Annotated in this window: 15 protein-coding genes; 4 read left to right on the top strand and 11 right to left on the bottom strand. The window is 63.8% G+C overall.

Annotation, left to right across the window (positions count from 1 at the left end; genetic code table 11):
• Positions 1-98: 98 nt before the first annotated feature.
• The 11 genes from AC07OK_RS30570 to AC07OK_RS30520 form a co-directional block, all read right to left on the bottom strand.
• Positions 99-1076 carry a DMT family transporter gene (locus tag AC07OK_RS30570; protein ID WP_494693811.1) on the bottom strand — a complete coding sequence of 326 codons (978 nt, stop codon included), beginning with the start codon at positions 1074-1076 and terminating at the stop codon, positions 99-101.
• 66 nt (positions 1077-1142) lie between these two features.
• Positions 1143-1886: a helix-turn-helix domain-containing protein gene (locus AC07OK_RS30565; protein ID WP_494693810.1), complete on the bottom strand. Its 744-nt coding sequence runs from the start codon at positions 1884-1886 to the stop codon at positions 1143-1145.
• Positions 1887-1914: 28 nt separating this feature from the next.
• Positions 1915-2220, bottom strand: a complete 306-nt coding sequence (locus AC07OK_RS30560) for a cytochrome C oxidase subunit IV family protein (RefSeq protein WP_494693809.1) — start codon at positions 2218-2220, stop codon at positions 1915-1917.
• A gap of 8 nt (positions 2221-2228) precedes the next feature.
• Positions 2229-2894: a heme-copper oxidase subunit III family protein gene (locus AC07OK_RS30555; protein WP_494693808.1), complete on the bottom strand. Its 666-nt coding sequence runs from the start codon at positions 2892-2894 to the stop codon at positions 2229-2231.
• On the bottom strand, positions 2891-3484 hold the full coding sequence (locus AC07OK_RS30550) for a cytochrome c oxidase subunit 3 (RefSeq protein WP_494693807.1): 594 nt from the start codon (positions 3482-3484) through the stop codon (positions 2891-2893). Before AC07OK_RS30550 ends, AC07OK_RS30555 begins: the two co-directional genes overlap by 4 nt.
• Positions 3481-5220: a cytochrome c oxidase subunit I gene (gene ctaD / locus AC07OK_RS30545; RefSeq protein ID WP_494693806.1), complete on the bottom strand. Its 1740-nt coding sequence runs from the start codon at positions 5218-5220 to the stop codon at positions 3481-3483. Before ctaD ends, AC07OK_RS30550 begins: the two co-directional genes overlap by 4 nt.
• A 10-nt stretch (positions 5221-5230) precedes the next feature.
• A complete protein-coding gene (locus AC07OK_RS30540) occupies positions 5231-6322 on the bottom strand; it encodes a c-type cytochrome (protein ID WP_494693805.1) in 1092 nt (363 codons plus the stop codon).
• 15 nt (positions 6323-6337) lie between these two features.
• Positions 6338-6841 (bottom strand): hypothetical protein, encoded by a 504-nt coding sequence (locus tag AC07OK_RS30535; RefSeq protein WP_494693804.1) that lies wholly within the window; start codon positions 6839-6841, stop codon positions 6338-6340.
• Between the two features lie 46 nt (positions 6842-6887).
• Positions 6888-7199, bottom strand: coding sequence for a hypothetical protein (locus AC07OK_RS30530; protein WP_494693803.1), 312 nt, complete (start codon positions 7197-7199; stop codon positions 6888-6890).
• Position 7200: 1 nt separating this feature from the next.
• Positions 7201-7683, bottom strand: a complete 483-nt coding sequence (rfaE2, locus tag AC07OK_RS30525; RefSeq protein ID WP_494693802.1) for a D-glycero-beta-D-manno-heptose 1-phosphate adenylyltransferase — start codon at positions 7681-7683, stop codon at positions 7201-7203.
• A gap of 11 nt (positions 7684-7694) precedes the next feature.
• Positions 7695-8879 (bottom strand): PilT/PilU family type 4a pilus ATPase, encoded by a 1185-nt coding sequence (locus AC07OK_RS30520; RefSeq protein WP_494693801.1) that lies wholly within the window; start codon positions 8877-8879, stop codon positions 7695-7697.
• 111 nt (positions 8880-8990) lie between these two features.
• Here AC07OK_RS30520 and AC07OK_RS30515 point away from each other — a divergent pair, with 111 nt between their 5' ends.
• The 4 genes from AC07OK_RS30515 to AC07OK_RS30500 all read left to right on the top strand — a co-directional run bounded on the left by AC07OK_RS30515 (position 8991) and on the right by AC07OK_RS30500 (position 11522).
• Positions 8991-9926, top strand: coding sequence for a hydrogen peroxide-inducible genes activator (locus tag AC07OK_RS30515; protein WP_494693800.1), 936 nt, complete (start codon positions 8991-8993; stop codon positions 9924-9926).
• Between the two features lie 69 nt (positions 9927-9995).
• Positions 9996-10850 (top strand): 4-hydroxybenzoate octaprenyltransferase, encoded by an 855-nt coding sequence (ubiA, locus tag AC07OK_RS30510; protein WP_494693799.1) that lies wholly within the window; start codon positions 9996-9998, stop codon positions 10848-10850.
• An 84-nt stretch (positions 10851-10934) separates the two neighbouring features.
• Positions 10935-11282 (top strand): ElaB/YgaM/YqjD family protein, encoded by a 348-nt coding sequence (locus AC07OK_RS30505; RefSeq protein ID WP_494693798.1) that lies wholly within the window; start codon positions 10935-10937, stop codon positions 11280-11282.
• 36 nt (positions 11283-11318) lie between these two features.
• Entirely contained in the window at positions 11319-11522 is a 204-nt protein-coding gene (locus tag AC07OK_RS30500; RefSeq protein WP_494693797.1) for a type II toxin-antitoxin system VapB family antitoxin, read from the top strand.
• Positions 11523-11604: the final 82 nt, after the last annotated feature.

Genomic DNA, 11604 nt, shown 5'->3' with positions numbered 1-11604 from the left:
AGAAAGTTAACAGCTTCCTCAAATGTTTACAAGAAATTTGAGGGGAAGGTTCAGGGTCAAGTCTGACATTCGGACACAAGTTCAGCCGTATGCAAGGGTTATAGCTCAGCCCGTGTCCGAATGTCAGACTTGACCCCAGTGGTTCGGCGAGCGGGCTGCGGTTCCGCGTGCAGCCATACCGACCACGCCACGCCGGCAATCAGCAGCACGATGGCCATCACCTCCAGCAGGCGCGGGGCTTGATGCTGATAGAGGTAGCCATACAACATGGCGAACAGGATTTCGAACAGCAGCAGTTGCCCGGACAAGGTCACCGGTACGCGGCGGCAGGCCATATTCCATAGCTGGTTGCCGATCACCGAGGCGCCGGCGGCCACCAGCGTGGTCAGGCCCCAGAAACGCAACCAGTCGCGGGGCGGCGCTGTGGCTTGCTCCGCGCCATTGATGCAAAACATCGCCAACCCCATCGCCAGTGCCACCAGTCCGCTGGCGATGCCGAACAGGCCGGACCAGTCGCCGCTGCTGAAACGCGGGTTGCGCTTCAGGAAGCGCGTGTTGTCGACGGCATACCAGGTCCAGCTGAGCAGCGCGCCAACGGCGCACAACATGCCGGTCGCCACGGTCGGCCATGCGGCATGGCCAGGCGGGCTGGCGAAGACTTCGACGTTGATGCACACCATGCCCACCGCCACCAGCGCCAGCGGCCAGGCCAGCACGCGCAGCGGCAGCGAGCCGTGGTCGCGCTGGCCCAGCATGGAAATCGTCAAAGGCAGCAGGCCGATGATCAAGGAAGCGGCCGACACGCCGGCCAGTTGCACGCCGCACGACAGCAGCAGGTAGTAGACGACGTTGCCGGCCAAGGCGTAGCGCAGCAGTATCCAATAGTCGGCGCGCGTCAGCCGGCGCAACAGGCCGCCGAGGCGCGGCGCCAGCAGCGCCAGCGAAATCAACGCGTAGGCCACGTAGCGTCCGAACATCAGCTCGAACGGGGAGAACTCCGCCAGCCACTTCGGCAGCACAAACACCATGCCCCACATCGAGCCGGCCGCCAGGCCGCACAACACGCCATACCACATACCGCCTCCTGTCATTGAAGCGGTCATTGTCGGCGCGGGCCGGGGCTCAGGGATTGTGCGTGGCTGTCAGGTTTTTGTCTGGTTCTGCCGTTCGCGCTTGCGGTAGGCCAGCGGCGTGACATCCATCGCACGCCGCATCGCATGCGTCAACGCGCTCTGGTCGGCGTAACCGGCCAGCGTCGCTAGCCGGGCGATGGGCAGCTCGGTTTGCGCCAGTTGGCGGCAGGCCCAGCGCAGGCGCATCTCGGTCAGCCAGGCCAGCGGTGTGGTTTGCAGCTCGTCGCGGAAGGCGCGGTGCAGGCTGCTCACACTCATGTGCGCGGCCTTGGCCATGGTCCCGGTATTCCACGGCTGGCCGGGGTGGGCTTCGATCTGGCCCAGCGCGGCCAGCAGGCGCGAGGCTGGGCGGATTTCCTGCTGTGCCAGCGTTTCCAGCAGCAGCGGCATCCAGTGGCTCAGCGTCGCCTCGCTGGCGCCGGACTGGGCGCGCAACAGGCCGATAAAGTCGATCAGCTTGGCGGCCGGCGCGCTGATGGGAGCATATGGCCGTTCGGACAGTTTGGCGGCGGTGGCCTGCGGCACGGCGGCCAGGTCGAAATCCAGGATCAGCGATTGGTTCGGCCCGCTGGCCGACGCCGCGTGCACCAGGCCAGGTTCGACGAACGCGGCGCGCTGCGGATGGACCACGGCGCCGGAACCCTTGATATCCATGAGCACCCTGCCCTTAATCGGCAGCACCAGCTGGGCGAAGCTGTGCACGCCGGACAAGGGTTCGGCGACGTAGCTGCGGAGGTCGAGTTCGGTCGGCATGGTGGCTACAGTGTAGCAGCCTCCACCATCAACGGAAGTACAGCATGCGGGTGAAGAAAGTGTAGTCCGCCTCCATCCACATCAGCAGCGCCAGCACCAGCAGGCACAGCGGCGGCGCCAGCACCACGTAGATCAGCGCCGCGCGCTCCCAGCGCAGATGCATGAACACGGCGACGATCAGCCCGGCCTTGGCCATCATCAACAGCAGGATCAGCGTCCAGCGCAGATAGCTTTCGGCGTGGAAGAAATCAACCAGGTAGGAGAACGTGCTGAGCACGAACAGCAGCAGCCAGACCTTCAGGTACAAGCCGATCGGATGGGTGGTGGCTTCCATGGCGGCCCCTACCAAAGATAAAACAGCGCGAAGATGAATACCCACACGAGGTCGACGAAGTGCCAGTACAGACCGGCGATCTCGACGATGTCGTAGTTGCCGCCGCGCTCGTAGTAGCCGCGCCGCACGCGGCGCGCGACGATGCTCAGGTAGATCACGCCGGCCGTCACATGCAGGCCGTGGAAGCCGGTGATCATGAAGAAGCAGGCGCCGAACTGCGCCGCGCCGTCGGGATTGACCCACGGCCGCACGCCTTCCGCGATCAGCTTGCTCCACTCGAAGGCTTGCATGCTGACGAAGGTCGCACCGAGCGCGGCGGTCAGCAGCATCAGCGCCGAACAGCGGGCGCGCTCGCGACGGTAGGCGTAGTTGACCGCCATCGCCATCGTGCCGCTGCTGGTGATCAGCACAAAGGTCATGATGGCGATCAGTATCAACGGCAGCTTGGTGCCGCCTATCGTCAGCGCAAACACCTCGCTGGGATTGGGCCAGGCCGCCGTGGCAGAGATGCGCACCGACATGTAGCCGGTGAGGAAGCTGCCGAAGATGAAGGTGTCGCTGAGCAGGAAGATCCACATCATCGCCTTGCCCCACGGGACACGGAAGGCGGCGCGGTCGCCCGACCAGTCCGCCACCATGCCCTGCCAGCCCGCTGTGTCGTTGGGTTTGCTCATGGCCCGCCTCCGCAGAGTTGATTCACCAGCGCCGGCGTCACGCCGAACAGCAGGCCGAACATGGCCAGCCACAAGCCCAGCAGGAAGTGCCAGTAGCGCGCACACAGCTGGAGCGTCACGCTGTCGCGCCCGAGGTCGCGGTGCGCCCAGGCGGCCACCACCAATCCACCGAGCACGTGCAGGCCGTGCAAGCCGGTGATCAGGTAGAAGAAACTGTTGGCAGGATTGGCATCGAGCGTCAGATGGGCCGCGTCCATCGTCTGCCACGCCCACAGCTGCGACGCCAGGAAGGCCAGCGAGCTGATACAGGCCGCGGCGTACGCCGTCCGCACCGCCAGCGTGTCATGGCCGCGCGCGGCATGCCAAGCGCGCTGCCAGGCCACGCTGGCGCCTGCCAGCAATGCCGTGCTCAGCCACAGCTGCACGGGAACGAATGGCAGCGGCCGCCAATCAGGCGCCGCCATGCGCATCAGGTAAGCACTGCTGAACAGGAAGAACAGCATGCCGATCACGCCCATGAACACCCACAGGCCGGTGCGCCGCCTGAGCATGTCGGCGCGGTTGCTCACCAGGTAGAGACTGGGATTCATGGCGCCTCCGGTACCGGCACCAACCGCCGGACCGCCGCATCGGCCGGCGGCTGGTCTTGCGACACATAGTCGCTGTCGCCGTCCTGTTGGCCATATTCGTAGGCGCCGCGATACACCACCGGCGTCTTCTCGCCCCAGTTGCCGTGCACCGGCGGCGTCTGCGGCGTGTGCCACTCCAGGCTGGCCGCGCGCCAGGGGTTGCCGCCGGCCTCGCGGCCCCGGAAGGTGCTCCAGCACAGGTTCAAAACGAACAACAATTGCGATACGCCGACAAACAAGGCGACGATGGTGATGAAGGCGTTCAGCGACTGCGCCGATTCCGGGATGAAGGCGTAATGGTCATAGGCGTAGTAGCGTCGCGGCATGCCCAGCAAGCCCAGGTAATGCATCGGGAAGAAAATCAGATAGGTGCCGACGAAGGTGATCCAGAAATGCAGACGCCCCAGCATCACGTCGTACATGCGCCCGCTCACCTTGGGAAACCAGTGATAGAGCCCGCCAAACACCGCCAGCACCGGCGACACGCCCATCACCATGTGGAAATGGGCGACCACAAAATAAGTGTTCGACAGCGGAATATCAACGCTGACATTCCCCAGGAACAGCCCGGTCAGCCCGCCGATGACGAAGGTGCTGATGAAGCCGACGGCAAACAGCATCGGCACGGTCAGGTGTATATCGCCGCGCCACAAGGTCAGCGTCCAGTTGTAGACCTTGAGCGCGGTCGGCACGGCGATGATCAGCGTGGTGGTGGCGAAGAAGAAGCCGAAATACGGATGCATGCCACTCACATACATGTGGTGCGCCCAGACGACAAAACTCAGCGCGCCAATCACCACGATGGCCCACACCATCATCTTGTAGCCGAAGATCTGCTTGCGCGCATGCACGCTGATCAGGTCGGAAATGATGCCGAACGCCGGCAAGGCCACGATGTAGACCTCCGGGTGGCCAAAGAACCAGAACAGGTGCTGGAACAGCAGCGGGCTGCCGCCCTGGTGCGGCAGGTGCTGCCCCATCGACACCACCGCCGGCATGAAGAAACTGGTGCCCAGCGTTTTATCGAGCAGCATCATGACGCCGCTGACAAACAGCGCCGGGAACGCCAGCAGCGCCAGGATGGTCGCGGTGAAGATGCCCCACACCGTCAGCGGCATGCGCATCAAGGTCATGCCCTGCGTGCGCGCCTGCAGCACGGTGGTGACGTAGTTCAAGCCGCCCATGGTGGCGGCGGCGATAAACACCAGCAGCGACACCAGCATCACGATGATGCCCCACTCCGTACCCGGCGTACCCGGCAGTATCGCCTGCGGCGGATACAGCGTCCAGCCGGCGCCGGTCGGCCCGCCGGGCACGAAGAAGCTGGCCGCCAGGATCAGCACGGCCAGCAGGTAGAACCAGTAGCTGAGCATGTTCAGGAAGGGAAACACCATGTCGCGCGCGCCCACCATCAGCGGGATCAGGTAGTTGCCGAAGCCGCCCAGGAACAGCGCCGTCAACAGGTACACCACCATGATCATGCCGTGCATGGTCATGAACTGGTAGTAGCGGCTGGCGTCGATAAAGGCGAACTTGCCGGGAAAGCCCAGCTGCAAGCGCATCAGGTCCGACAGCACCAGCCCCACCAGCCCGATCACCAGCGCCGTGATGGTGTACTGGATCGCGATCACTTTGTGGTCCTGGCTCCACACGTAGCGGGTCCAGAAACTGTGAGGATGCTCGCCGCCGTAGCCCATACCCGCCTCCCTATTTGATGGTCTTGATGTAATCGACCAGCTGCGCCACTTCGGTCGGGCTCAGCTGCTGCGCCGGCATGATGGGCTGATAGCCCTTGACGATGCGCGCGGCGGGACTGGTGATCGATTCGCGCAGATATGCCTCGTCCACATGCACGGCGGCGCCGTCGTTCATGGTCTCGGTCTTGCCGAACAGCCCTTTCCACGTCGGCCCCACGCCCGCGTTGCCGTCGACGCTGTGGCAGGCCGCGCAGCCGCGCGACTGCGCCAGCAGGCGTCCCTGCTTGCCCGGTTCCTCGCCGCCGGCCACGGCCGCTGTCGTGGCGGCAAAGGTCGGCTGCGCCGCCAGCCACGCCTGGTAGGCCGGCCCGTCGTCCACCACGACATAGCTGCGCATATTGAAATGGCCGATGCCGCACAGCTGCGCGCACATGACCTCGAACCTGCCGACCCGAGACGGCGTGAACCAGAACGACGTCACCATGCCCGGCACCATGTTCATCCGCGTGCGGAACTCCGGCACATAAAAGTCATGCAGCACGTCCTGCGCGCGCAACAGCACGCGCACCGGCCGCCCAACCGGGATGTGCACCTCCTGCCCTTGCACCAGCAGATCGTCCTGGCCGCCGGGATCGGCCGGATTCATGCCGTAGGGATTGGCGTTGCTGATGAAGCGCATGTCGGTGCTGCCCAGCTTGCCGTCCTTGCCCGGCAGGCGGTAATGCCATTGCCATTGCTGGCCCAGCACCTCGAACACCATGGCGTCGGGCGGCGGATCGATCAGCTTGGCGTACACCGACAAGCCCGGCGCCAGCAGCGCGACGATGGCCACCGTGGTGGCGCCGACCAGCCACCACTCCAGCCGCGTGTTGCCGTGTGTGGCCGCCGCGCGCACGCCGTCCTGGTGCCTGAACGTCACCACCGCATAGGCCACGAACAGGTTGATGACGACAAACGCCACGCCGGTGAAGACAAAGGTCAGCAGCAAGGCGTCGTCCATCTGTTGCCAGTTGGAGGCGATGGGCGTGAGCCACCACGGACTCATATAATGAAATTCCAGGGCGCCAACCACGATCAAGATCAGTATCAGTGCCAACGCCATGGTGCCTTCCAAAAGCTAACGTGGCCTGCTCGGCCGTTCCAGCTTGAGATAAATGAAGGCTGCGGTCATCCCGAAGATGACGTGGGCAATGGCTGTCGGCCAGCCTCGCAGCGCTACGAACCATGTATAGACACCGGCCATGCCGTAAAAGTTCAGCACATACAGCAGAAGTCCGAACGCCGCTCCGGTCGCGAGCGCCAGGGCGACGCTGGAATCGAGGCGGAACGGCGCGATGATGGCGGCCAGCATGACGCCGAACGCCACACCCAGCGCGTAATGCACCAGCAATGCGGCGACCGTCACGCCCAGGCTGTAGCCGCTGGTTTGCAGCACGTCCCAGCTCATCACCAGTGCGGCGATCATGTGCGTGGCCAGCCAGGGATCGGCGGCGTTGGTGATGGCGGACCAGCTGAGTTCGAGCAGCATCAACACGCCGCCGGCACCGAAACCCGCGACCGCTGCGGCGGCCCAGTCCGGCAGGCGCGCCTGCCAACGATGCGATTGCAGATGCAGTTCCATGACGTCCTCCCCGAAAGATTTTTGGAGCTTCAGTCTAGGAGTTTTTTCAGGCCCTGTCAGCCCGCGCGCGATTGGAACGGAGGGAGAACCACAGCAGCAGCGCCAGCACGCCGGCGCCGGCCGCGCTCACGCACACGGTGCTGGCGGCCGCCAGCGCGGCCGGATTGCGCAGGCCCAGCAGGTCGGCGGCGAAGGCCAGCGACACGGTGGCGATCAGCTGCGCCGGATACAGGAAGCGCAGCTGGCGGAAGGCGCGTCCGTCGCCGCGCCGCCAGTAACGCAGCGCGATCGCGAACGCGGGGCCCCACAACACGCCGAGGAACACCAGCGCCGCGAACACGGCAATCAGGATGCGCATATCAAGGACGCTGGGCGCGCACCTTGGTCAACAGCTTGGTGGTCGAGCGGTCGTGCTCGAAGTCGATGGCGATGGCCTGGCCGCCGTAAGCCAGCACGGCCTGGCCTTCCGGGATGGCGTCCATCTGGTAGTCGCCGCCCTTGGCGTAGATTTCCGGCCGCGCCTGCCGCACCACTTCCAGCGCGGTGTCTTCGTCGAAGTCCACCACCAGGCTCACCGCCTCCAGCGCGGCCAGCACGGCCATGCGGTCGGCGCAGTTGTTGAGCGGACGGTCGTCGCCCTTGCCCAGGCGTTTGACGGAGGCGTCGGTATTGGCGGCCACCACCAGCGAGGCGCCCAGCGCGCGCGCCTGCGCCAGGTAGGTCACGTGGCCGCGGTGCAGGATGTCGAACACGCCGTTGGTCAGCACCACCGGCTTGGGCAGCGCGGCGACGCGCGCGGCCAGTTGTTCACGGGTGCAGATCTTGGTTTCAAATTGAGGCATAAGTTCTTCGGTTATTTGGTTTCTTCGTCTTCCGGCTCTTCGTCGATCTGCATGCTGAGCGAATCGGCGGTGCTCGGACTGCTGTCGCCCGGCTCCTTGCGGTCGCCGCGCAGCTTGATCTGCAAGCGCAGGCCGTTGGCCGAGTCGGCGTTGCGGATCGCCTCTTCGTAGGCGATATAGCCCTTATTATAGAGTTCGTACAGCGCCTGGTCGAAAGTGCACATGCCGAGCTCGCGCGATTTGTGCATGATTTCCTTGATTGCCTGGAAATTCCCCTTGAAGATCATCTCGGCGATGGTCGGCGTGTTGAGCAGGATTTCAATCGCCGCCTTGCGGCCCTTGCCGTCCTCGGTGCGCACCAGCCGCTGCGAGACGATGGCGCGCAGGTTGGACGACAGATCCATCAGCAGCTGGTTGCGCCGCTCTTCCGGGAAGAAGTTGATGATGCGGTCCATGGTCTGGTTGGAGTTGTTCGCGTGCAGCGTGCCCAGGCACAGGTGGCCGGTCTCGGCGAACGCGATCGCGTGCTCCATGGTCTCGGTGTCGCGGATCTCGCCGATCAGGATCACGTCCGGCGCCTGGCGCAGCGTGTTCTTCAGCGCGTTGTGCCAGGACAGCGTGTCGACGCCCACCTCGCGGTGCGTGATCAGGCAGCCCTTGTTCTTGTGCACGTACTCGACCGGGTCTTCCACCGTGATGATGTGGCCGGCCGAATTGGCGTTGCGGTAGTCGATCATCGCCGCCAGCGTGGTCGACTTGCCGGAACCGGTGCCGCCCACCACCAGCACCAGCCCGCGCTTGGTCATGATGACTTCCTTCAGCACCTCGGGCAGGTCCAGCTTTTCGAAATTCGGGATTTCCGAGGCGATGGTCCGTATCACCATGGCCACGTTCTGCTGCTGCACGAAGACGTTGACGCGGAAGCGGCAGACGTCCGGCAGGGAGATCGCAAAGTTGCATTCCAGCTCGGCCTCGAACTCGCGCTTCTGCTTGTCGTTCATGATGGACAGCGCCAGCGCGCGGGTCACGCTGCCGGTCAGCTTCTGCTGGCTCAGGGGCTTCATCGCGCCCTGGGACTTCATACTTGGCGGGAAATCGGCGGAAATGAACAAATCCGAACCGCCGGTGTGGTGCATCACCTTGAGCAGCTTGTGCAGATAGGCTTGCGCTTCTTCTGGACCAAATGTGGAGGACATGCTTGCCTTTCGATGGGTAGTACCAACATACACTGCATTATATCGACAGCATTCGCTACAATACCTTTTCTAATTATTGCATCCCAGCATTGCCTGTGTTCAAATACATTTATGACACTGACCGAACTGAAATACATCGTCGCCGTTGCAAGAGCGAAACACTTCGGACATGCGGCCGAAGCCTGTTACGTCGCGCAGCCGACGCTTTCGGTCGCCATCAAGAAACTGGAAGATGAACTGGGCGTGGTCCTGTTTGAACGGGGCGGCGCTGAAATCTCGGTCACCCCGCTGGGCGCGCAAATCGTCGCCCAGGCCGAGCGCGTGCTGGAACAGACCGCCGCCATCAAGGAACTCGCCAAGCAGAACAAGGACCCGCTGGCCGGCCCGCTGCGCCTGGGCGTGATCTACACCATCGGCCCCTACCTGCTGCCGCCGCTGGTCAAGGGCATGATAGCCAAAGTCCCGCAGATGCCGTTCATCCTGCAGGAAAACTTCACCGTGCGCCTGATCGAGATGCTGCGCCAGGGCGAGCTGGACGCCGCCATCATGGCGTTGCCGTTGCCCGAGCACGGCATGGCGATGCAGGCCCTGTACGACGAACCGTTCGTGGTGGCGATGCCGGCCCAGCACCCGTGGACCAAGCGCCGCAGCATACCCGCCGACGACCTGAAAACCGAAAACATGCTGCTGCTTGGTAACGGACACTGCTTCCGCGATCAGGTACTGGAAGTATGTCCCGAGATGGCGCGTTTCTCCGCGCCGGGCAATGGCATGCAGCGCACCTTCGAGGGCTCGTCGCTGGAAACCATTCGTCACATGGTGGCCAGCGGCATCGGCCTGACCGTGCTGCCGCGCGCCTCGGTGCCGGACATGGACACCAAGGAAGGCATGTTGCAATTCCGCCCGTTCGAGGGGCAGCAGCCGTCGCGTCGCGTGGTCATCGTGTGGCGTAAAAGCTTCACCCGCAAGGCCGCCATTGATGCCGTGTGCGAAGTGGTAGCAGCCTGCAACCTGCCGGGCATCACCACCCTCTGCGCCGGCGATTAAAACAGCCACTACGCCGGTCGCGCCAGGATTTGCGATAATCCTGATCTTTCCCTTCAAGCGGCACTATCCATGAACAAGCTGGAGCTCTATTTTCGCCTGGTCAGGCTGGACAAACCGATCGGCACCTTGCTGCTGCTGTGGCCGACGCTGTGCGCGCTGTGGCTGGCGTCCAACGGCAAGCCCAGCCTGACGCTGGTGCTGATCTTCTCGCTCGGCACGCTGCTGATGCGCTCGGCCGGCTGCGCGATGAACGACTACGCCGACCAGGATATCGACAAATTCGTCAAACGCACGGCGCAGCGCCCCATCACCAGCGGCCGCATCAGCGGCAAGGAAGCGCTGGCCATCGCCGGCGCGCTGGCGGTGCTGTCGTTCTGCCTGATCCTGCCGCTGAACGCGCTGACCAGGCAGCTGTCGGTGGCGGCCGTCGTCATCGCCGGCACCTACCCTTACTTCAAGCGCTTCTTCGCGATACCGCAAGCCTACCTGGGCATCGCCTTCGGCTTCGGCATCCCGATGGCGTTTGCCGCGATCCAGGACACGGTGCCGCTGGTGGCGTGGGTGCTGTTGCTCGGTAACGTGTTCTGGGCCGTGGCCTACGACACCGAGTACGCGATGGTCGACCGCGACGACGACCTGAAGATCGGCATCAAGACCTCGGCCATCACCTTCGGCCGCTACGACGTGGCGGCGGTGATGCTGTGCTACGCCGTGCACCTGGGCCTGCTGCTGGCCTGCGGCTGGCAGTTGGGCATGGGCGTCTGGTTCGCCGGCGGCGTGGCGGTGGCGGCGGGCATCGCCTGCTATCACTACACGCTGATCCGCGGCCGCGAACGCGACGCCTGCTTCTACGCCTTCCGCCACAACAACTGGCTGGGCGCGGCCGTGTTCGCGGGCGTGGCGCTGGACTACGCGCTGCGGTGACACGATTGAGGCAGCGCAAGGCGACCACGCCTGCGCTGCCTACAATGGCTATCCCCTGCCACCCAGACATTCGATGAGGTCATCATGGATCAGACACAACAGAACGGCAAAGGCATCGCCGACAACCAGGCCGCCAGCGCCAGCGCGCGCGACAAGCTGATGGACGAACTGAAGCACGCCATCGGCGAAGCCGAGGACTGGTTGAAGGACGCCGCCAAAGAGCCCGCGCCCAACTCCGAAACCCGCGCCCGCTTCGACGACACGCTGCGCACCGCCAAGACCGACCTGCGCAAACTGGAAGACAGCCTGATCGCCCACAGCCGTGGCGCAGCCGAGTCGGCCAACGTTTATGTGCGGGATAATCCGTGGAAATCGGTGGGCTTGGGCGCGGCGCTGGGCGTCATCGTCGGACTGCTGGTGGCGAGGAAGTAGCCGCGCTAGAATGAATGAGGACTCTGAGGAGACATCATGCGACCCGACATTCATATCAACGAAACGTTAATGCGACAGGCGCTGCAGGTATCGGGTCTAAAAAGTGAGCAGCAAACGATAGAACTCGCGCTGCGCACGTTGATACGCCTGCATGCACAGGAACAGATCCGACTCTGCCGTGGCAAAATGATTTGGGATGGCGATCTCAATGAAATGAGGACTGACCATGATCCTGGTTGATTCCAGAGGGTGTAAATAATATTGTGTAAACGGTCATTTGGCAGGACACTGCCGCCATCAAGGAGATTTAATGACCGTTGTA

It is taken from the genome of Duganella sp. GW821-FHT07G03 (assembly GCF_059418605.1).
The sequence above is the reverse complement of the archived record's forward strand: the minus strand, read 5'-3'. Positions and strand labels throughout refer to the sequence as shown.